The sequence below is a fragment of the Rhizobium leguminosarum genome, from assembly GCF_004123835.1.
Classification (GTDB): Bacteria; Pseudomonadota; Alphaproteobacteria; order Rhizobiales; family Rhizobiaceae; genus Rhizobium; species Rhizobium leguminosarum_M.
In genome coordinates this window covers 45,750-64,159 of sequence record NZ_MZMU01000017.1, presented here as the reverse complement: position 1 = coordinate 64,159, position 18,410 = coordinate 45,750, and the positions used below count along the sequence as shown (strand labels likewise).

Here is an 18,410-nt window from a genome sequence, read left to right as displayed (position 1 = left end):
CCAATCGCTGCCGATTTTATCGGAGCATTTTATCCGTGCGATATGCCCAGGGCAATAACTCATCGATCCGACTGTTGGGGTGGCCGTTGACGATCTTGGTGAGCACGTCGGTCGTCACGACGATCCGAGACAACGACAAGCTTGTCGATGTTGTCGCCAAGGGTACGGCAACCGATCGATAACGCCTTCCCGAAGGGCTGGCCGATATCAGGTCTGAAGCCGCGCAAGGTGGCAGAACGTGAGGCCTGGGAGGAAGCTGGCGTGATCGGGAGGGCGAAGAAGAAGCCCTTCGGAGAGTTCCTCTATGACAAGCTGATGCAGGACGGAAGTGGAGCGCGACCGGTCGTTGCCGTCTTCCTACTGGAGGTCCGCCGTAGCCGAAAGCGCTTTCCCGAAATGGCGGAGCGAGATTCCGTGTGGCTGACGCCGGCTGAGGCCAACCGCCGCGTAGACGAGCCGGACGTTGAGCGCCTGCTGCTGAAGTTTGGACGAATGGTCGAGCGCGGGAGACGGCTTCCCTAGCTCGACGGTCGCGGATTATCGATCTCCGGGAATTCGATTCCGCCTTTCGTCAGCCACGAGTTGCTGGAATGTGACCTTGTCTCTACTTCTCCAAGCTAGCTTCGACCTTCTTGCGGCTGTTGCCGACTTTTTTGACAGTCTCCTTGACCTTCGGCTTCGAGACCCGTTCCTTTTCAGCCTCGTACCGGACCTCCTGATCCTTTCCTCCTGCGACACGGGCTCGATCCTGTGCGCGGCCTCGGCTGGTGTTTGCCATTGGGAAGGTCCTCCTGTTGAGTTGCCCATCCTAAACGACTGATGAATCATGAAGTTCCGGCGCCGGCTAACACTGCCGACAGCGCTCTGTCGGATGGTGATCCGCGATACCGGAATCAGTTTCCAAAGCAACGGGCGTAAGCCATTGAAAAATGATTCGTTTCGAGTCGGAACGAATCACCTCGTCGGGTCTTGAGTCGCGACTCAGTGATTCGGGAGTAAAGGCCGTGGCGGGTGGTCATCGTGCGCAGTGGAAGGGCTTCCTCAAGTTCAGCGAGGTGTCGTGCGGCGTCGCGCTCTACACCGCCGCCAGCACCTCGGAACGCATCACGTTCCATACGATCAACAGGTTGACTGGCAACCGGGTCAATCGCGTCTTCATCGACAGCGAGACCGAAGACCCTGTTCCGAAGGAAGCTCAGACTAAGGGCTTCGAGATCGAGAACGGCCGGTACATCATCATCGATCCCGAAGAAGTCGCCGCAACGATCCCTGAGAGCAACAAGACCCTCGAGATAGAGGCGTTCATCCCCTGCTCCGATGTCGACGACGTCTACTTCGACAAGCCCTATTATCTGACGCCCGACAAGATGGGCGGCGACGCCTTCGCCGCGTTGCGGGACGGAATGAAGAAGTCGAAGGTCGCGGCCATCGCCCGCACCGTCCTCTTCCGACGGATGCGCACGGTCCTCATCAGACCGCACGGCAAGGGTCTGATCGCAACGACGCTGAACTACGACTACGAGGTCCGCTCGTCTGCGAAGGCTTTCGAAGAAATGCCGAAGATCCAAATCACCGGCGAGATGCTCGATCTCGCAAGGCACATCATCTCGACGAAGAAGGGCGAGTTCGATCCCGCGACCTTCGACGACCGCTATGAAGCCGCCGTGGCGGAACTGGTGAAGGCGAAGATCGAAGGCAAGGCGATTCCGAAGCGCAAGGAAGTCAAGGTCTCGAAACCGAACGACCTTCTTGCCGCTCTTCGAGAGAGCGCTGGAATGATGAAGGCCGCAGAGAGCAAGCCAAAGCGGACGGCAGCCAATGCCAACGCTGGTAACGGCCGCGACAAGGCCCGTCGCGCCTCGGGCAAGTCGGCGACTGTGCCCGCCGCGCAGCGTAAAGCGAGCTGAGGAGACCATCCATGCCGCGCCCATACTGGAAAGGCTATCTCAAGCTGTCATTGGTTACATGTCCAGTGGCAATGAGTCCGGCAACAAGCGAGAGCGAAAAGGTTCGCTTCCACACGCTCAACAAGGAAACAGGAAATCGTGTCGTCTCACAGTACGTCGACTCCGTAACCGGCAAACCAGTGAAGGACGAAAACGAAACCAAGGGCTACGCCCGCGGCGAGAACGACTACATCATCCTGACGGACGACGACCTCGACGCCGTGGCACTCGATACGGTGAAGACCATCGACATCGACAAGTTCGTGCCGGCCGATAGCATCGAATGGGTCTATCTGGAGAAGCCCCATTACCTGATGCCCGACGACCCGGTCGGACATGAAGCGTTTGCCGTCATTCGAGATGCGATGGCATCGGACAAAGTCGTCGGCGTGTCGAAGCTCGTAATAGGTCGTCGCGAGCGCGCGGTCGTTCTCGAACCTCGCGGCGAAGGCATCGTTCTCTGGACGCTGCGGTTCGGCGACGAAGTGCGTCCCGAGGAATCCTACTTCGAAGGAATCGATGAAGAGGCTGACCCCGAGCTGATCCCACTGGTCCAGCAGTTGATCAAGCAGAAGACCTCCCGGTGGTCCCCGGACATGGTCAGCGACCCGATCCAAGAAAGCCTGCTGAAGATCATTGCCGAGAAGAAGAAGGCTCTCAAGCCCGCCAAGAAGGCCGCGAAGGGCAAGCCGGACGCCGCTCCGGCCTCGAATGTCGTGAACATCATGGACGCGTTGAAAAAGTCTGTGGCCGCAGAGCTGAAATCGAGCAAGGCCCGGTGACCCCATGCACGACGTAAGCACGATACCGATCATGGAAATTGCCGTGTCTTTGCCGGATCGAGAGCATTTCGCAACAGCATCCACGATATCGGGCCTGATAGGCATCTTGATGTCGGCGAGATGGCCCAGGCAGCTAAATGATCCGACATGGCAGCACGCGCTTGCCTCATGCCTGCGGTCGCTTCAAGGCGAACTGCAGCCCACTGGGGCGAGACAAGCTTTCGTGTCTGCAGCTCGAGCCGCCCATTTGAAGGTTCTGCCCGACGACGAACAGCGGCTTCGGAGCCGTTCCGCGTCTCCGCGCCGAGAGGTCGTCGTGCGAAGACGCGAACTGGAAGCCGGGTAGGTCGACGTGTGACCATTATCCACCCGATGACGACCTGGACAAGCTGAGGCATTCTCATTTCCAGGGTTTCTGCTATCGTCCACAGGTCATGATGCTTCGACTGTCTTTCCCTCACTGTCCAGAGCTCTTTTCACGACCCTTTCGGCGATCTGCTGCAACCGCGGCACCAGCGTGGTGCGCACCGTAGTCGAACCTGGCGAGGAGCCGGCCATTTCGCTCGCTTGCGGCGTCACTGCGCCGATCAGCAGCACGCGGCGACGACCGATCCTATCTCCCAGCGTGCCCATCGTGACCAGGAAGCCGGCCACCATGAAACCGTAGATGTCGTTGATCCAGAGGAGTTCGGAAGCCGATGGGTCGAGGTCGGCGACGATCGCGGGAATGGCCAGGAACAGGATGGAAAGAACCCATCGAATAGATGAGGCAGGCAATCAACAGCACGCAGGCACCGATCCAGTCCCCGCGGCCGGCGAGGTTCCGGCTCGCTTTAGCACTCCCAGTATGCATGAAGCTGCTCCTGTGGCGGCAGGCAATGTGACGCGCCGGAGGACCAATGGCAATCGACGTTTCGATATCTGTTGCATCATCTGCCAACGGAATGGGTCGCGGAGGTCCGGTTGGCCGAGAATTTACCGTGTCGTGTGGCTCATTCATTGCACTGCGAATACATGGGGTTGGAAACTAGGCGTGGAAATTTTCACCAATTGGTGCTAGTTTGTGCGCCTCAACAAGGGAGCCAGGTCATGAGATCGACTATCAACCTCGACGACACGCTTATGGAAAGGGCCAGGTCATTAACTGGCACCAAGGAAACGGCGGCTCTCGTGCGCCAAGCATTGGAGACGCTTGTTCGTGTAGAGTCCGGAAAACGCCTTATCGCGCTTGGAGGAACTATGCCCGATGCCGAGGCAGCCCCGCGCCGCCGGGGCGCAACCGCCAAGTGATACTAGCTGATACCTCGATTTGGATTGATCATTTTCGCCATGTCGATGCCGAGCTGCGCAGGGTTATCGAGGACGACCGCCTGCTTTGCCACCCGAGCGTAATCGGCGAACTCGCGCTCGGCAGCCTTCGGGATCGCGACAGTGTATTGGCTTTTCTAGCCGCTCAACGCTTAGCGGTTGTCGCAACGCACGAAGAAGTCATGACAATGATCGATCGCCACAGCATTTTCAGCATGGGTATCGGTTACACAGATGCCCACTTGCTGGCATCGGTACTTCTCGACCGGCGCGCGGCCCTATGGACCAGAGACAAGCGCCTGAGGGCAGCGACCGAAAACGCAGGCGCTTCGCTATACATACCTGTCAACAGGCCCAACTGAATGCCGAAATATACCGCCCCTGGGCCGGAACAGTTTCGGTCCCACGCCTTGAACGGATCGGAACCCCGGCATCTCATTTCTTGCGCCGAAGTTCATGATTTGATTTCAGCGATATAGCAATCAGCTTGGTCAGGAGGTCAGGGCATTGTTGAGGTCATGCAACCCGACCAGCAGCATCATCGGGTCGGACGGGGAAGGCAGGAAGCCAACCGCTTCGTAGAAGGCTCGTGCGTCATCCGAAATCGCATGGACCAAAACGCCGCGAATCCCAAGTATCTCGGCGGCATTGAGCAAGCGCAGACCCGCGTCGCGCACTAACGCCCTGCCGAAACCACGTCCCTGATAGGTTTGATCAATGGCAAGGCGTCCAAGCACTGCGACTGGTATCGGATCAGGCATGTTCCGCCGGAAACGTCCCGGCGCTTCCGATTGCCTTACCGCGCCGGAAGCGAGCGCGTAGTAGGCGATGACGCGGTTGGCCTCACACACGACGAAGGTACGCGATGCGCCGCTCGCCTGATTGGCGCGGGCGCGGAGACGCAGCCAATCGTCAAGCTCAGGGACACCAGAATGGAATTCGGCTAGCTCGTGATGGTCACCAAGTGGCGCGGGTACGCTTAAGGTCACACCTCATCCCACGGCGCTTTGGTCGACATGGTTCGTTTAAGACGCTCATTGGACTGTGTTGGCGCATCGAGCCGGGCCAGATACTCTGCGTAGACTTCTGCGCTGACAGTGAAGATCGTCCGGTCAAGTAGTACTTCCTCGGCACGGCGCTCGGAAGCCTCCAGCATGAAATCTGTACGTGTCTTGCCTAGCATCTCAGCGGCACGGTCAATCAAGTTGCGCGTCGCAGGCTTGATGCGCATATTCAGGGCCACGCTTGCGTCCGGGCTTTTGCTTGTGTTCGAGGTCGGCATGGGAGGCTCCTGTCTAGAAGGACCATATAGCGTAACGACATCATCTTTACAAGGCTCGTAAAGATGATGTCGTTACGCGTTCATTTCCAGCTTTTGATGGGATCCGAACCATCACCCCCGAAATTGCCATCCATGTCGGCTTATGTGCCGGCAGAAGCAGACATTCGCGCCGTCCCCGACGCAGTTTGCGAAAGGGGAGCGTTGATCATACCAGCGTTGCCAGAATCCAGCGTAGGTCAGGTGATGCAGCAGCTGATCCGCGACGCCCTACTCAATGCGTTAAGTGATTGATAAGCATATTTTTGGAACAACCGTTAACAACGACAGCACCCGCCCATTCTATCAGACTCATTCAATCGTCAATACAATCGCCGGGACTTGCTGCTCGAAGAACTTCGAGAATGAGGCGATGCGCGGCGGCAGTGCCTGGTATGGGGGGTAGTACAGGGTCAGCCACAAATCCGGCGGCGACCAGTCTTGCAGGACATGAACGAGCCGTCCGGTGCGCAGATGCTCGGCCACATGGAATTTGGGCAGCATCGCCACCCCGGCTCCGTCAGCAGCCATGCTCGCCAGCACCTCCCCGCTATTGGCGCTGAATGCGCGGCCGGCGGAAATCGTGGCACTGCCGTTGCCGTCCGACAGCATCCAGGTTTCCCGCTTGCTCTCGCCGCTATAGGCCAGGCAATCGTCGGGAATGAGTTCGTTAGGGTGCTTCATGTCGCAGAACCGGCTGCCGGGGGCGGCGACAAGGATACGGTGAACAACGCTGATCTTGCGCCAGATCGTGAACTTGTCAGACGGTGCTGCGGAAATGCGGATCGCCAAGTCATAATCATCGTCGATGATATTCACGAGCCCATCCGCAAGCGAAATCTCGAAGCTGATCTTCGGGTAGCGTTCCCTGAATGCGGAGAGGATGGGCGGCAGGACCTGCTGGCCGAACCAGGTCGGCGCGCTGATCCGCAGGCGGCCATGATCCGCCTTGTGGGTATTCATCACGTCCTTGCGCGCATTGTCCAGTGCCTGCACCGCCGGCTGGATCTGGGCCGCGAAGATCGCGCCATCGGTGGTCAGCGACACCTGGCGCGTGGTCCGCACGAAGAGTTGCACGCCAAGGTCTTCTTCCAGGGCCGCGATCGCCCGGGTGACGGCTGCCGGGGTCATGTCGAGTTCGCGCGCAACCTGCGCGAAGTTCCGCTTTTCGGCGGCCAGCAGAAAGGTTCGAAGCAGCTTGTAGTCGTTCATCGATTATTTCATCCATCGCAATTCACTGACAATTATTATTGCAATTCCGGCCGATGATCAACGGGCGTAGGTTTCAATCACACCAGACAAACCAACCGAGTCGCGGAAGGGCGAAGCATCATGATCAAGGATATCAAGGGACTGCATCACATCACGTCGATGGCATCGGATGCCCGCCAGAACAACGCGTTCTTCACGGACACGCTTGGCCTGCGCCGCGTCAAGAAGACCGTGAATTTCGACGACCCCAACGTTTACCACCTCTACTACGGTGATGAGGCAGGCACTCCCGGCTCCGTCATGACCTACTTTCCTTTTCCCGACGTGATGCGCGGCCGTCCCGGCGTCGGCGAAGTCAGCGAAACCCAGTTCGCTATTCCCAAGGGCTCGCTCTCCTTCTGGCAGGATCGCCTGTCGGCAAAGGGAGCCGGCAACCTGCAGGCCGACACTGCCTTCGGTGCCGACCGCCTGCTGTTCAAGGGGCCGGACGGTGAGGGGTTTGCTTTGATCGAAGCTGAAGACGATGGCCGCAGGGCCTGGAGCGGTGCCGGCATCGACGAAAGCGTCGGTATCCGCGGTTTTACCGGCGCGAAGTTTCGCCTGCATGATACCGCTGCTACGTCCGAACTGCTCGGTTTCATGGGCTACCAGCGCGCCGAGACGGATGGCGATGTCACCCGCTTCATCATTCCCGGCGGTAATGGTGCCGATATGATCGACCTCGAGCTTCTTCCGAAAACGCCTTTCGCAAGGCAGGGCGCGGGTTCGGTGCATCATATCGCTTTCGCCGTCGAGAACCGCGCAAAGCAGCTCGAAGTCCGCAAGGCCCTGATGGATACGGGATACCAGGTGACACCAGTCATCGACCGTGATTACTTCTGGGCTATCTACTTCCGCACACCCGGCGGCGTCCTGTTCGAAATCGCCACGAACGAACCCGGTTTCGACCGCGACGAAGACACGGCACACCTTGGCGAGGTTTTGAAACTGCCGGCTCGCTACGAGCCCTATCGTGACCAGATCGAAGCCGGCCTGGCACCGCTGGCTGCCTGACGTCGCTTTCCAACAATAAGGCGGCATAACTTTCAAGACGTGCCGCCCTCCCTGCCCCATTACCTACCTGCAACCCAATCAAAGGAAGACACGAGATGTCCAGCAAGCTTCAGGTTCTCACCCCGCAGAACAGCCAGATCATCTTCATCGACCAGCAGCCGCAGATGGCCTTCGGTGTTCAGTCGATCGACCGCCAGGTCTTGAAGAACAACGTCGTCGGTCTTGCCAAGGCGGCCAGGATCTTCAACATCCCGACCACGATCACCACCGTCGAGACCGACAGTTTCTCGGGCAATACCTTCCCGGAGCTGCTCGCCGTCGTCCCCGACAATGATATCCTCGAGCGCACGTCGATGAATTCCTGGGACGACCAGAACGTCCGCGACGCGCTGGCCAAGCATGCCGCAGACGGCCGCAAGAAGGTCGTCGTCGCCGGCCTGTGGACCGAAGTTTGCAACACGACCTTCGCTCTCTCCTGCATGAACGACACCGACTACGAAATCTACATGGTCGCCGACGCTTCCGGCGGTACCTCCGTCGATGCGCACAAATATGCGATGGACCGCATGGTGCAGGCGGGTGTCGTTCCCGTCACCTGGCAGCAGGTCCTCCTGGAATGGCAGCGCGACTGGGCCCGCAAGGAAACCTACGACGCGGTCACGTCGTTGGTGAAGGAGCACTCCGGCGCCTACGGCATGGGCATCGATTATGCTGTTACGCATGTCCACGGTGGCGCCGAACGCGTCAAGCACGGCAAGCGGATCGGCCCGAACCCGGCCTCTATCTGATCTGAAACAGCCCCGCCCGGATCCACTTGGCGGGGCGATCTTTTTGGAAAAGGAACGCCCGGATGAAAATTTACCTTCTATCGCTGGCAGTCGGCCTTCTTGTCGGCGTCATCTACGGACTGCTCAACGTCCGCTCCCCGGCTCCGCCCGTCATCGCTCTCATCGGCTTGCTAGGTATTCTCGTCGGCGAACAGATCGTGCCGCTGGCAAAAAATCTCTGGAGCCGCGAGCCCGCTGCCGTTTCCTGGCTTCATCAGGTCAAGCCGCACATGTTTGGTCACCTTCCGAAGGGTGGGCTTAATGCAGCGAAGGCGACCTCCACAGGCGACGATTTGACATTGGGGAAAAGCTGATGACGACACGGCGCAAATTCCTGGGCGCAGCATCAAGCCTCGCCTTTTCAAATCTGTTTACACCGGCCAATGCCGCCGATCCCATCAAGACCGGAGCTGCTTCCATGCACGCCGATATCGTTTTTCACAACGGACTGATCACGACGCTTGATCGCGCAAATCCGAACGCCACCGCTGTCGCCGTGAAAGACGGCCTGTTCCTCGAGGTGGGAACCGACAGCGAGGTGATGACGCTCGCCGGACCGGATACGAAGATCATCGACCTGAAAGGCAAGCGCATGCTGCCGGGTCTGATCGACAACCACACCCACGTCGTGCGCGGCGGCCTCAACTTCAACATGGAACTCCGCTGGGATGGCGTTCGCTCACTCGCCGACGCGATGGACATGCTGAAGCGGCAGGTCGCGATCACGCCGGCTCCGCAATGGGTTCGCGTGGTCGGTGGTTTCACCGAGCATCAGTTTGCCGAGAAGCGCCTGCCGACGATCGACGAGATCAACGCGATCGCGCCCGATACCCCGGTCTTTCTTCTCCATCTCTATGACCGGGCGCTCTTGAACGGCGCAGCACTCCGCGCCGTCGGCTATACCAGAGACACACCGAACCCGCCCGGCGGCGAGATCACCCGCGATGCCAACGGCAATCCGACGGGCCTTCTGCTCGCCAAACCGAATGCGGGCATTCTCTATTCGACCCTTTCCAAGGGACCGAAACTTCCGTTCGAATACCAGGTCAATTCCACCCGCCATTTCATGCGCGAACTCAACCGGCTGGGCATTACCGGCGTGATCGATGCGGGCGGCGGTTTCCAGAACTACCCGGACGATTACGCGGTCATCCAGAAGCTTTCGGATGAGGACCAGCTGACGGTACGCCTCGCCTACAATCTGTTCACCCAGAAGCCGAGGGAAGAGAAGCAGGACTTCCTCAACTGGACGCAGTCGGTGAAATACAAGCAGGGTAATGATTACTTCCGTCACAACGGCGCTGGCGAAATGCTCGTCTTCTCCGCCGCCGACTTCGAGGATTTCCGCCAACCGCGGCCCGAAATGGCGTCGGAAATGGAAGGCGAGCTCGAGGAAGTGGTTCGCGTGCTCGCTGAAAACCGTTGGCCCTGGCGAATGCATGCCACCTATGACGAGACCATTTCCCGTTCGCTCGACGTTTTCGAGAAGGTCAATAAGGACATCCCGCTCGAAGGTCTCAACTGGTTCTTCGACCATGCCGAGACGATCTCGGATCGTTCGATCGACCGGATCGCGGCGCTCGGCGGCGGCATCGCTACCCAGCACCGCATGGCCTATCAGGGCGAATATTTCGTCGAGCGCTATGGTCATGGCGTCGCCGAGGCCACGCCGCCGATCAAGCGCATGCTTGAGAAGGGCGTCAACGTCTCGGCAGGGACCGACGCGACGCGTGTCGCCTCCTACAATCCATGGGTTTCCCTTGCCTGGATGGTGACCGGGAAGACGGTCGGCGGCATGCAGCTCTATCCGCGCGCCAACTGCCTCGACCGCGAGATGGCGCTGCGCATGTGGACAGAGAAGGTCACCTGGTTCTCCGACGAGGAAGGCAAGAAGGGCCGGATCGAAAAAGGCCAGTTCGCCGACGTCGTCGTGCCGGACAAGGACTTCTTCACCTGCGCCGAAGACGAGATCTCGTACCTCACCTCGCAGTTGACCATGGTTGGCGGCAAGATCGTCTACGGTGCAGGCGACTTCTCGGCGCTCGACGAAAACAACGTCCCGCCTGCCATGCCGGATTGGTCACCCGTTCGCACGTTCGGCGGCTATGCTGCCTGGGGTGAACCGCAGGGTGCCGGCATGAATTCCCTGCGCCGGACCGCGATCTCGACCTGCGGCTGCGCCAGTTCCTGCAACGTCCACGGCCACGACCACGCCGGTGCCTGGACGTCGAAACTGCCGATCGTCGATCTCAAGGGTTTCTTCGGCGCGCTCGGCTGCGCCTGCTGGGCGGTATGATTTTTCAACATAATCCATGGGGCAGCATCACGTCGCTGCCCCTATGGAAGACTGTTGCGAATATCGCAAGAGAATCTCAATTTTTGATGCAATTGTTGGCGCTAATCTTTGCGGGCAATATCATATCGCTCCATCAGATGGAAACAACGCCGCAGCATGGACGGAGCGGCCAACATTGCAGGAGCCGACATGACTGATTACTCCCTCTCTTCCAACAGCTGGCGCCCGCGTATTGCCGGGATCGTTGCCGCACCCGTCAGCCGAACCTTTGCGCTCCTTGCCCTGTGCGCGGCCTATATCCAGGGGCCGCTGACCAAGCTTTTCGATTTCCAGAGTGCGATCGGCGAGATGGAGCATTTCGGTCTTCATCCGGCTGCCTTCTTCGGGGTCGCCGTGATCGTGTTCGAACTAACGGCCTCCGCAATGATCCTGTCCGGTTTCTTGCGTTGGCTCGGTGCGCTGGCGCTCGCCGTCTTCACGCTTCTGGCAACCTTCATCGCACTGCGGTTCTGGGAGTTGCCCCCAGGCATGGACCGCATGATGGCAACCAACGCCTTCTTCGAGCATCTCGGGCTCGCTGGCGCTTTCATTATTGTCGCCGCAAATGATCTGACCAAGGGAGCTGGCAAATGAGCACTACCAAATCCTCCGGGGGCAGCTTTGCACCCCTTGCCCAGCCAGTCTTCGCAGTTCTTTGGGCTGCAACCGTCCTCGGAAATACCGGCAGCTTTATGCGCGATGTCGCCAGTTCCTGGCTCATGACCGATCTATCGGCCTCGCCGGCCGCAGTCGCGCTGGTACAGGCGGCGGGAACCCTGCCGATCTTCCTCCTGGCAATACCTGCGGGCGTGCTCGCCGATATTCTCGATCGTCGCAAGTTCCTGATCGCCGTGCAGATCTTGCTCGCGTCAGTCAGCGTAAGCCTCATGATCCTGGCAAATACCGGCATGCTTTCGGTCAGTGCGCTGATCGGCCTGACGTTTCTTGGCGGCATCGGCGCCGCGTTAATGGGGCCGACCTGGCAGGCGATCGTGCCGGAACTGGTGAAGAGGGAGGACGTCAAGAGCGCCGTCGCGCTCAACTCGCTCGGCATCAATATCGCCCGGTCGATCGGGCCGGCTGCCGGCGGCCTGCTCCTTGCTGCCTTCGGCGCGGGCGTCACCTATGGCGCGGATGTTGCGAGCTATCTCGTCGTCATCGCGGCGCTCGTCTGGTGGCCCCGGGCAAAGAACGCCAATGATGCGCTGGCTGAAGGCTTCTTCGGCGCGTTCCGTGCAGGCCTGCGCTACACCCGCGCCAGCAAGCCCTTGCATGTCGTGCTTTTGCGCGCGGCGATCTTCTTTGCCTTCGCCAGTGCCATCTGGGCACTCCTGCCGCTCGTCGCCCGACAATTGCTCGGCGGTGACGCAGGCTTCTACGGTATCCTGCTTGGCGCCGTCGGCGCCGGCGCGATCGGCGGCGCATTGCTCATGCCTAAACTGCGCGAACGCTTTAATGCCGATGGCCTGCTTCTTGGTGCCGCTATTATCACAGCACTCGTCATGGGCGCTTTGTCGCTCGCGCCGCCGAAATGGGTCGCCATCATTGTTCTGCTCTTTCTCGGAGGCGCTTGGATCACGGCCCTGACCACACTGAATGGCGCAGCGCAGGCCGTGCTTCCGAACTGGGTCCGCGGTCGCGGCCTGGCGGTCTATCTCACCGTCTTCAATGGCGCGATGACGGCAGGTAGCCTTGGCTGGGGCGCCGTTGGTGAAGCTGCCGGAGTGCCGGGGGCGCTGCTGATCGGCGCGGTGGGACTGCTCATTGCGGGCTTCATCATGCATCGCTTAAAGCTGCCGGCAGGCGACGCGGATATGGTGCCGTCCAACCACTGGCCAGAACCCTTGGTCGCCGAGCCTGTCGCCCATGACCGTGGACCTGTTCTGATCCTGATAGAATACCACGTCGAAAAACAGCATCGCACAGCCTTCCTGCATGCGCTGGATGAGATGTCCCACGAGCGGCGGCGGGACGGCGCCTACGGATGGGGGGTGACGGAAGACTCCGCCGATCCGCAAAAGATTGTCGAATGGTTCATGGTCGAATCCTGGGCCGAGCATCTTCGCCAGCACAAGCGGGTTTCAAATGCCGATGCTGACCTACAAGGCCAGGTCCTCGCCTATCACTCAGGAACGGACAAGCCGGTCGTACGGCATTTCCTGACAATCAACCGGCCGGGGGCCGCCTAGCAACGCGCGAGAGCGGCATCCACCACTACCCTCTAATTATAGCCGTTAAAGGATCACGGTACGCGAAAATGACCGAGAAACTCCCCTCCATCATCCGCCGCAGCGCATTGCTTTCCGGAGCTGCCGCCGCAGCCGCCATGGTACTTCCCGCATCGTTTGGCCTGGCGGCCAACGCTGCTTCGACCACTACCTCAGCCAAAGGAGATAATACAATGGGCTATATCACCACCAAGGACGGCGTCGAAATCTTCTACAAGGATTGGGGCCCGAAGGATGCCCAGCCGATCGTCTTTCACCATGGCTGGCCGCTCTCCTCGGACGATTGGGATGCGCAGATGCTGTTCTTCCTGGCAAAGGGCTTCCGCGTCGTCGCCCACGACCGTCGTGGTCACGGTCGTTCGGCACAGGTTTCTGAAGGTCACGACATGGACCACTATGCCGCCGATGCCTTCGCCGTGGTCGAAGCGCTCGACCTGAAGAACGCCGTTCATATCGGCCATTCAACCGGCGGCGGGGAAGTTGCTCGCTATGTGGCGAAATACGGCCAGCCGGCCGGCCGCGTCGCCAAGGCCGTTCTGGTTTCAGCCGTTCCGCCGCTCATGCTCAAGACCGAGACAAATCCGGGCGGCTTGCCGATGGAAGTGTTCGATGGCATCCGCCAGGGGGTGGCTGAGAACCGCGCGCAGCTCTTCGTCGATTTTCCCACTGGTCCGTTCTATGGTTTCAACCGCCCTGACGCCAAGGTCTATCCGGGCGTTATCCAGAATTGGTGGCGGCAGGGCATGATGGGCAGTGCCAAGGCCCATTACGATGGGATCAAGGCCTTTTCCGAGACCGATCAGACGGAAGACCTGAAGGCAATCATTGTTCCGACGCTCGTTATGCACGGCAACGACGACCAGGTCGTGCCCATCGACAACGCTGGCAAGCTTTCCGTCAAGCTGGTGCAAAATGGCATCCTGAAGGTCTATCAGGGTTATCCGCACGGCATGCTGACAACGCACGCTGACGTGCTGAATGCCGACCTCTTGGCATTTATCCAGGCTTAATCGGACTGCCCGGGTGGGGCCATTTTGGCCGCACCCGGACCCGGCCGCACAAACTGGACCAATAGGCCATCACCGGGAGTTTTCTTTTCTGAAGCTCGGCTCAAGAGCAATGCTGCTCGATAGTTTTTCCGTCAGTGTCGGTTGCGCAAGCGCCACGCCGCAGGAGGCATTCCCTCGGCCCTCGTGAAGGTTGCGACGAATTCATTTTCGTCCGGAAACCCGCACTCTTCAGCGATCCGGGCAATAGTTTCACCCGTTCTGCTCAGTTGCGATTGGGCTCTGCTCATTCGATATGACGCAATCCATTCTGAAACAGACTGCCCGGTCGTGCTCAAAAATCCGGAACAGAGCTCATCGACTGAAAACCCGCACGCTTCGGCGATCTCATCGACCGGTGTGCCGCCCGATAGGTTCGCAGCTATGTACGCCCTAATGCGCTTTTCCTGCAGCGGAGACAACTGACCGGTGCCCGACAGGTGCTGGATGGGGGACCGTCCGTAACGATGCGCAAGATGGGCACTTAACGCCAATCCGATATGAGGAAGCAGTGTGTCTCTGGCCTCGTCCGGCATGTCGAACATAGGCATCAGCGCACCGCCGATGTTGCGGACCACCTGATCGTTAATCCCGCGGCAGGTCGTGAGGTCATCAATACGCGGCTCGCCTGCTTCCTCAGCGAGCTCGATAAAAAGCGCGCTTGGGATATGAAACGCGAGTGCTTCGAAGCAGCCACGAACCGAAATTGCGGCGCCATTCCTCAGACTGATGAGACACATAGAACCTCTGGAATAGGTCTTCAGGGGCGTCCGTGCTCCGTCCGGCAGGATGTCGCAATGATCAACGTCAACGAGATAGAGCATGACCAGAAAAGCGTCATCAGCTGGCAGGAAGATTGTATGTTCGCCATTGTCATAGGAGTGCTCGAGATGGACGACAGCGAGCTTGGCTTCGCAAAGAGGCCTGATTACCAGCGTCCTTACGGCTTTAATCCCAAAACACGCCGCAATTCTCTCACTGACCGTCAACGCTTCACTCACATGTGTCTCGATCATCCTGGCTGGGAACTGTATAGCCGTCCCGACGAGATGCTGCGCTTCAAAGTTTCCTACACAGATTTCAAACGGCAATATTGAACAAAAGGATCCTCGCGGGGCCGATTTAACAAATTGTCGTGAGGCAACTTAGCGTGGGAAAGCTACCAAGCCGGCATGTCCCGTGTTCGAGTGTCTAAAAATGAAAGAAGTGCGTCGTGGTCCAAGTTCTCCCCCTCCGCCACCAATCTTCCACTGGAAACGCGACCGACGGGTTCGGGTGCTCGTTGAAGCAGTTGTCGGTCAACCAAAGCCTACCTGGTTCAGACATCGATATCTTTCGGAAGGCGACAGTCAACACTCAACTCGATCAGGTCATGACGCCGGCAAACGATCGGGGGTTTGTCGTCGGGGTTTCCTCTCTCGGTGGCCACACGCGGCGCATCTTCCACAAACATCATGCGACCACCCACGAATTTACCGAGAACTCGATCTATATTCGCGATTTCTCGGACGCCTACAAGGCGGATCTCCGCGGTCCTTTCGATTTCGTGTTGTTTGAAATTTCGCCAGCGTCCCTCGGCAAGATTGCCGATGATGCTGAAATGCCCGGCGTGACGTCGCTGTCAGTTGAAACCGCGTCGAAAGATATTGTGCTTGCCAATCTCGCTCGGGCGCTGATCCCGGCACTCGAAAAGCCAGACGAAGCCAACGCGCTGTTCGTTGAGCAAATGACAACGGCCATCGGAACCTACCTGGTCCAGCGTTATGGCGGCCGGCCAACGGTAGCCTCTGATAGGTCGGGTAGCCTTTCGCGGACGCATGAGGATCTGGCGAAAGGTTTGCTTCTTGAGAACCTCGACGGCAACGTGTCAATTTCCGAAGTCGCGCAGATGTGCAATCTGTCGCGCGGCTATTTCATTCGCGCTTTTCGTGAGACGACCGGTATGACGCCCTATCAATGGGTTCTTCGTGAGCGAATAGACCGCGCCCGCAACCTCCTGCGGACCTCAAAGACTCCACTCGCCGAAGTGGCCATCGCCTGCGGCTTCGCGGACCAAAGCCATTTCACGCGCGTCTTTGCAAGTATCGTCGGCACCACGCCTGGCAATTGGCGGCGCAACACCTGATCCAGACGAGCTCTCTTGGAGATTTTCGAACCGGAAGCTCTTGACCCGATTCGAACCTGAGACACACCAAATCCCACAGCTCCATCCGAGGTGCGCTAAATTGATTCACTTGCCCAATCTTCATGCGCGTGGCGAATTCGTATTACAAAAATTGTCTCATCATCTTCGATCCGATAAACGATTAGATGCGCTTTGAAGGGATGAATTCCAACGGGCGGATCAATCTCATCCCGTTCGCGCGCGATGCGCGGATTGACAGCTATCAGATCAAATAATGCGAAAAGTTCATCGTGGTATCGGTTTGCCTGGCCTGCCCCGAACATGCGGACACCTTGCTCGGCGATCGCAATGATGTCCTCTTCCGATTCGGCAGAAAGCTTAAAACTCATGACTTGCTGGCACGAGCCATCGCTTCAGCAAAGAGTTCATCCTTTGATCGGATGCCGACACCACTTTGGAGCCCGGCCTCGACGAAGCTTTGCATGGCGGCAATCTTGTCGTTTCGCGTCTGGTCGCGTCGGATCAGGTCGCGCACGTAGTCGCTAGCATTCGAATATCGCCCGGTCCTGGCCTGGGCCTCCACCCAATCCTTCATCGGGCCTGGAAGAGATACGTTCATCGTGGCCATTGATAGCCTCCATTTGAAGGCAACATAACCGATTTTGGCAAAGTTTGTCAAAGGCTAGAACGCCATTGATGAGATGCGGACCACTTCATCTCGATAGCATCAACTTCAATGACTTAGCGACGCGTCGAGGCATATGGCGATTTATGGAACTTAGCTGGTTTTCTCGTTCATTCGTGGGCCGAAGAGGGCCAAGACTTCAAGTCTCTGAAGCGCTAGAAGCGGACACAGCGACGCCGTCAACGACGATTTCCCGTGTTGTCGTAGTGTAGCGTGGCCGCCTCGACCTTGTCGCCATTGGCCGCTGCCCACGCACACAGTGCTTCAAACGGCTCCCGCAGGGAATGGCCTAGAGAAGTGATTGCATATTCTACGCCGATCGGCTGTGTTGGGAGCACCGTCCTCGTGACAAGGCCGTTCCGCTCAAGTCTCTTCAGGGCATCGGCCAGAGCCTTGTGTGTGATCCCATCGAGACGCCGCTTGAGTTCGTTGAAGCGGGCAGGTTTCGGACAGATCACAGTCAGTATCAGGATCGTCCATTTATCAGCGATCTTGTCGAGCACCGGACGAACCTGCGCCATGTCGCAAAGTGCGCGATGAGAGAGGGCTTCCAGGTCGGTATACTCGTCCATATCTAGTCTATTCCAGGTGCGTAATTGATATCAGATATCCACCGTATATCATCGAGAGACCATTCAGTGAAAGGATTTACGATGGCTCGAATGATTAACAAGGTGGCTTTGGTCGTCGGTGGCGCGAAGGGTATCGGCCTGGCTATTGCAGAACGACTTTCTGCCGAAGGCGCACATGTCTTCATCACCAGTCGTAGAGGTGAAGATGCTGAAAAGGCGGCCAAAGAGATCGGCAACGGTGCCGTCGGTATTACCGCTGACGCAAGCTCTCCGGAAGACATGGTAGTTGCCGTCGAAAAAGCCCGCAAAGCATACGGACGTATCGACGCGCTTGTTTTGAATGCAGGTCTTTCCGAGCCTTCGCAGATCGCCGAGATTACGCCGGAGCACTTCGACCGCCACTTCGACGTCAACGTCCGAGGGATGGTGTTCGGCCTCCAGGCAGCTCTCCCCGCAATGACAGAAGGCGGCTCGGTCGTCCTCGTCGGGTCCATAGCCGGGAACGCGGGCTACTCGGCTTACGGAACGTACTGCGCAACCAAAGCGGCCGTTCGATCCTACGCCAGAACCTGGACGGCAGAACTCGCACCCAAAGGTATTCGGGTCAATGTCGTTGCACCCGGCCCCACGGATACGGACATGATGGCTGCTGTCGCCGACGACACTCGCGCGGCAATTGTTGCTCCGATTCCGATGGGTCGTATGGCACGGCCTTCAGAAGTGGCTGCGGCCGCCTTGTTCTTGTTGAGCGATGACGCGAGCTACATCGCCGGCGCTGAACTATGCGTTGACGGCGGCTTACGGCAAGTCTAGGGAGCCGCCGAAACGGTGTACCCGATCTCGAATAGGTCGGGTACACCAAAACGCGCTTGATGACAGAACGACTTCAAATTGAAGCCGTCCACATCGAAAAAAGGTCACTGAACACCGAGCGCGATCATGTTAGCGCCTCTGTTTTCGACGAGCCCGTCCA

General features: G+C 58.6%; 24 protein-coding genes and 2 pseudogenes. 16 read left to right on the top strand and 10 right to left on the bottom strand.

What is annotated here, in order from left to right; genetic code table 11:
* Positions 1–16: 16 nt before the first annotated feature.
* Positions 17–112 (bottom strand): annotated as a pseudogene (locus B5P46_RS35095) (transposase domain-containing protein); the annotation flags it as partial.
* A gap of 35 nt (positions 113–147) precedes the next feature.
* On the opposite strand from B5P46_RS35095, the gene B5P46_RS24725 reads away from it, so the two are divergent.
* Complete coding sequence (locus B5P46_RS24725) at positions 148–522, top strand: NUDIX hydrolase (RefSeq protein WP_245456256.1); 375 nt, start codon at positions 148–150, stop codon at positions 520–522.
* An 82-nt stretch (positions 523–604) separates the two neighbouring features.
* Here the strand turns inward: B5P46_RS24725 and B5P46_RS24720 are convergent, their stop codons facing one another.
* Positions 605–778, bottom strand: a complete 174-nt coding sequence (locus B5P46_RS24720; RefSeq protein ID WP_129421031.1) for a DUF3606 domain-containing protein — start codon at positions 776–778, stop codon at positions 605–607.
* A 226-nt stretch (positions 779–1,004) separates the two neighbouring features.
* Between B5P46_RS24720 and B5P46_RS24715 the strand changes: the two genes are divergently transcribed.
* Genes B5P46_RS24715 through B5P46_RS35555 form a run of 3 tightly spaced genes read left to right on the top strand, consistent with a single transcriptional unit; the run spans position 1,005 to position 3,074 of the window.
* A complete protein-coding gene (locus tag B5P46_RS24715; RefSeq protein WP_129421030.1) occupies positions 1,005–1,907 on the top strand; it encodes a Ku protein in 903 nt (300 codons plus the stop codon).
* Positions 1,908–1,918: 11 nt separating this feature from the next.
* A complete protein-coding gene (locus tag B5P46_RS24710; RefSeq protein WP_129421029.1) occupies positions 1,919–2,728 on the top strand; it encodes a Ku protein in 810 nt (269 codons plus the stop codon).
* A 4-nt stretch (positions 2,729–2,732) separates the two neighbouring features.
* On the top strand, positions 2,733–3,074 hold the full coding sequence (locus B5P46_RS35555) for a DUF982 domain-containing protein (RefSeq protein WP_129421028.1): 342 nt from the start codon (positions 2,733–2,735) through the stop codon (positions 3,072–3,074).
* 233 nt (positions 3,075–3,307) lie between these two features.
* Here the strand turns inward: B5P46_RS35555 and B5P46_RS24700 are convergent.
* Positions 3,308–3,581: pseudogene (locus tag B5P46_RS24700) on the bottom strand (MFS transporter); the annotation flags it as partial.
* A gap of 236 nt (positions 3,582–3,817) precedes the next feature.
* Here B5P46_RS24700 and B5P46_RS24695 point away from each other — a divergent pair.
* Complete coding sequence (locus B5P46_RS24695; protein ID WP_129421027.1) at positions 3,818–4,018, top strand: type II toxin-antitoxin system VapB family antitoxin; 201 nt, start codon at positions 3,818–3,820, stop codon at positions 4,016–4,018.
* Positions 4,015–4,398: a type II toxin-antitoxin system VapC family toxin gene (locus tag B5P46_RS24690; RefSeq protein WP_129421026.1), complete on the top strand. Its 384-nt coding sequence runs from the start codon at positions 4,015–4,017 to the stop codon at positions 4,396–4,398. Before B5P46_RS24695 ends, B5P46_RS24690 begins: the two co-directional genes overlap by 4 nt.
* A 129-nt stretch (positions 4,399–4,527) precedes the next feature.
* On the opposite strand, the gene B5P46_RS24685 is transcribed toward B5P46_RS24690, so the two are convergent.
* The 3 genes from B5P46_RS24685 to B5P46_RS24675 form a co-directional block, all read right to left on the bottom strand.
* Positions 4,528–5,025 carry a GNAT family N-acetyltransferase gene (locus B5P46_RS24685; RefSeq protein WP_129421025.1) on the bottom strand — a complete coding sequence of 166 codons (498 nt, stop codon included), beginning with the start codon at positions 5,023–5,025 and terminating at the stop codon, positions 4,528–4,530.
* A complete protein-coding gene (locus tag B5P46_RS24680; RefSeq protein ID WP_129421024.1) occupies positions 5,022–5,318 on the bottom strand; it encodes a DUF1778 domain-containing protein in 297 nt (98 codons plus the stop codon). The genes B5P46_RS24685 and B5P46_RS24680 overlap by 4 nt, the downstream gene beginning before the upstream one ends.
* A 348-nt stretch (positions 5,319–5,666) precedes the next feature.
* Entirely contained in the window at positions 5,667–6,566 is a 900-nt protein-coding gene (locus tag B5P46_RS24675) for a LysR family transcriptional regulator (protein WP_129421023.1), read from the bottom strand.
* A gap of 120 nt (positions 6,567–6,686) precedes the next feature.
* Here B5P46_RS24675 and B5P46_RS24670 point away from each other — a divergent pair, with 120 nt between their 5' ends.
* The 7 genes from B5P46_RS24670 (at position 6,687) to B5P46_RS24640 (ending at position 14,019) form a co-directional block, all read left to right on the top strand.
* Entirely contained in the window at positions 6,687–7,619 is a 933-nt protein-coding gene (locus B5P46_RS24670; RefSeq protein WP_129421022.1) for a VOC family protein, read from the top strand.
* Between the two features lie 95 nt (positions 7,620–7,714).
* Positions 7,715–8,407 carry a hydrolase gene (locus B5P46_RS24665; protein WP_129421021.1) on the top strand — a complete coding sequence of 231 codons (693 nt, stop codon included), beginning with the start codon at positions 7,715–7,717 and terminating at the stop codon, positions 8,405–8,407.
* Between the two features lie 62 nt (positions 8,408–8,469).
* The gene (locus B5P46_RS24660; protein WP_129421020.1) at positions 8,470–8,760 is read left to right on the top strand and encodes a XapX domain-containing protein; all 291 of its coding nucleotides are present in this window, start codon (positions 8,470–8,472) and stop codon (positions 8,758–8,760) included.
* The gene (locus B5P46_RS24655; protein ID WP_129421019.1) at positions 8,760–10,742 is read left to right on the top strand and encodes an amidohydrolase; all 1,983 of its coding nucleotides are present in this window, start codon (positions 8,760–8,762) and stop codon (positions 10,740–10,742) included. Before B5P46_RS24660 ends, B5P46_RS24655 begins: the two co-directional genes overlap by 1 nt.
* A gap of 189 nt (positions 10,743–10,931) precedes the next feature.
* The gene (locus B5P46_RS24650; protein WP_129421018.1) at positions 10,932–11,375 is read left to right on the top strand and encodes a DoxX family protein; all 444 of its coding nucleotides are present in this window, start codon (positions 10,932–10,934) and stop codon (positions 11,373–11,375) included.
* Positions 11,372–12,970, top strand: coding sequence for an MFS transporter (locus tag B5P46_RS24645; RefSeq protein ID WP_129421017.1), 1,599 nt, complete (start codon positions 11,372–11,374; stop codon positions 12,968–12,970). The genes B5P46_RS24650 and B5P46_RS24645 overlap by 4 nt, the downstream gene beginning before the upstream one ends.
* A gap of 212 nt (positions 12,971–13,182) precedes the next feature.
* A complete protein-coding gene (locus B5P46_RS24640; RefSeq protein ID WP_432431488.1) occupies positions 13,183–14,019 on the top strand; it encodes an alpha/beta fold hydrolase in 837 nt (278 codons plus the stop codon).
* 131 nt (positions 14,020–14,150) lie between these two features.
* On the opposite strand, the gene B5P46_RS24635 is transcribed toward B5P46_RS24640, so the two are convergent.
* Positions 14,151–14,879, bottom strand: coding sequence for a helix-turn-helix transcriptional regulator (locus B5P46_RS24635; RefSeq protein WP_245456254.1), 729 nt, complete (start codon positions 14,877–14,879; stop codon positions 14,151–14,153).
* Between B5P46_RS24635 and B5P46_RS35090 the strand changes: the two genes are divergently transcribed.
* Both B5P46_RS35090 and B5P46_RS24630 read left to right on the top strand, forming a co-directional pair.
* Positions 14,853–15,152 (top strand): hypothetical protein, encoded by a 300-nt coding sequence (locus B5P46_RS35090; RefSeq protein ID WP_245456252.1) that lies wholly within the window; start codon positions 14,853–14,855, stop codon positions 15,150–15,152. The two genes, B5P46_RS24635 and B5P46_RS35090, sit on opposite strands and share 27 nt — an antisense overlap.
* Before the next feature lie 194 nt (positions 15,153–15,346).
* The gene (locus B5P46_RS24630; RefSeq protein ID WP_129421044.1) at positions 15,347–16,180 is read left to right on the top strand and encodes a helix-turn-helix domain-containing protein; all 834 of its coding nucleotides are present in this window, start codon (positions 15,347–15,349) and stop codon (positions 16,178–16,180) included.
* 95 nt (positions 16,181–16,275) lie between these two features.
* Here the strand turns inward: B5P46_RS24630 and B5P46_RS24625 are convergent, their stop codons facing one another.
* The 3 genes from B5P46_RS24625 to B5P46_RS24615 all read right to left on the bottom strand — a co-directional run bounded on the left by B5P46_RS24625 (position 16,276) and on the right by B5P46_RS24615 (position 17,437).
* Positions 16,276–16,569 (bottom strand): type II toxin-antitoxin system RelE/ParE family toxin, encoded by a 294-nt coding sequence (locus B5P46_RS24625; RefSeq protein WP_129421015.1) that lies wholly within the window; start codon positions 16,567–16,569, stop codon positions 16,276–16,278.
* Complete coding sequence (locus B5P46_RS24620) at positions 16,566–16,808, bottom strand: type II toxin-antitoxin system ParD family antitoxin (protein ID WP_028739446.1); 243 nt, start codon at positions 16,806–16,808, stop codon at positions 16,566–16,568. The genes B5P46_RS24625 and B5P46_RS24620 overlap by 4 nt, the downstream gene beginning before the upstream one ends.
* A gap of 236 nt (positions 16,809–17,044) precedes the next feature.
* Positions 17,045–17,437: a winged helix-turn-helix transcriptional regulator gene (locus B5P46_RS24615; RefSeq protein WP_129421014.1), complete on the bottom strand. Its 393-nt coding sequence runs from the start codon at positions 17,435–17,437 to the stop codon at positions 17,045–17,047.
* A gap of 81 nt (positions 17,438–17,518) precedes the next feature.
* Between B5P46_RS24615 and B5P46_RS24610 the strand changes: the two genes are divergently transcribed.
* The gene (locus tag B5P46_RS24610) at positions 17,519–18,250 is read left to right on the top strand and encodes an SDR family NAD(P)-dependent oxidoreductase (RefSeq protein ID WP_129421013.1); all 732 of its coding nucleotides are present in this window, start codon (positions 17,519–17,521) and stop codon (positions 18,248–18,250) included.
* Positions 18,251–18,410: the final 160 nt, after the last annotated feature.

Excerpts from the sequence above, each read along its gene's own strand:
- B5P46_RS24620 (WP_028739446.1), bottom strand. The coding sequence starts at position 16,808 with ATGGCCACGATGAACGTATCTCTTCCAGGCCCGATGAAGGATTGGGTG.
- B5P46_RS24695 (WP_129421027.1), top strand. The coding sequence starts at position 3,818 with ATGAGATCGACTATCAACCTCGACGACACGCTTATGGAAAGGGCCAGG.
- B5P46_RS24655 (WP_129421019.1), top strand. The coding sequence starts at position 8,760 with ATGACGACACGGCGCAAATTCCTGGGCGCAGCATCAAGCCTCGCCTTT.
- B5P46_RS24675 (WP_129421023.1), bottom strand. The coding sequence starts at position 6,566 with ATGAACGACTACAAGCTGCTTCGAACCTTTCTGCTGGCCGCCGAAAAG.
- B5P46_RS24720 (WP_129421031.1), bottom strand. The coding sequence starts at position 778 with ATGGCAAACACCAGCCGAGGCCGCGCACAGGATCGAGCCCGTGTCGCA.
- B5P46_RS24635 (WP_245456254.1), bottom strand. The coding sequence starts at position 14,879 with ATGCTCTATCTCGTTGACGTTGATCATTGCGACATCCTGCCGGACGGA.
- B5P46_RS24670 (WP_129421022.1), top strand. The coding sequence starts at position 6,687 with ATGATCAAGGATATCAAGGGACTGCATCACATCACGTCGATGGCATCG.
- B5P46_RS24660 (WP_129421020.1), top strand. The coding sequence starts at position 8,470 with ATGAAAATTTACCTTCTATCGCTGGCAGTCGGCCTTCTTGTCGGCGTC.
- B5P46_RS24650 (WP_129421018.1), top strand. The coding sequence starts at position 10,932 with ATGACTGATTACTCCCTCTCTTCCAACAGCTGGCGCCCGCGTATTGCC.
- B5P46_RS24610 (WP_129421013.1), top strand. The coding sequence starts at position 17,519 with ATGGCTCGAATGATTAACAAGGTGGCTTTGGTCGTCGGTGGCGCGAAG.
- B5P46_RS24710 (WP_129421029.1), top strand. The coding sequence starts at position 1,919 with ATGCCGCGCCCATACTGGAAAGGCTATCTCAAGCTGTCATTGGTTACA.
- B5P46_RS24725 (WP_245456256.1), top strand. The coding sequence starts at position 148 with ATGTTGTCGCCAAGGGTACGGCAACCGATCGATAACGCCTTCCCGAAG.
- B5P46_RS24645 (WP_129421017.1), top strand. The coding sequence starts at position 11,372 with ATGAGCACTACCAAATCCTCCGGGGGCAGCTTTGCACCCCTTGCCCAG.
- B5P46_RS24640 (WP_432431488.1), top strand. The coding sequence starts at position 13,183 with ATGGGCTATATCACCACCAAGGACGGCGTCGAAATCTTCTACAAGGAT.
- B5P46_RS24625 (WP_129421015.1), bottom strand. The coding sequence starts at position 16,569 with ATGAGTTTTAAGCTTTCTGCCGAATCGGAAGAGGACATCATTGCGATC.
- B5P46_RS24615 (WP_129421014.1), bottom strand. The coding sequence starts at position 17,437 with ATGGACGAGTATACCGACCTGGAAGCCCTCTCTCATCGCGCACTTTGC.
- B5P46_RS35555 (WP_129421028.1), top strand. The coding sequence starts at position 2,733 with ATGCACGACGTAAGCACGATACCGATCATGGAAATTGCCGTGTCTTTG.
- B5P46_RS35090 (WP_245456252.1), top strand. The coding sequence starts at position 14,853 with ATGATCAACGTCAACGAGATAGAGCATGACCAGAAAAGCGTCATCAGC.
- B5P46_RS24680 (WP_129421024.1), bottom strand. The coding sequence starts at position 5,318 with ATGCCGACCTCGAACACAAGCAAAAGCCCGGACGCAAGCGTGGCCCTG.
- B5P46_RS24665 (WP_129421021.1), top strand. The coding sequence starts at position 7,715 with ATGTCCAGCAAGCTTCAGGTTCTCACCCCGCAGAACAGCCAGATCATC.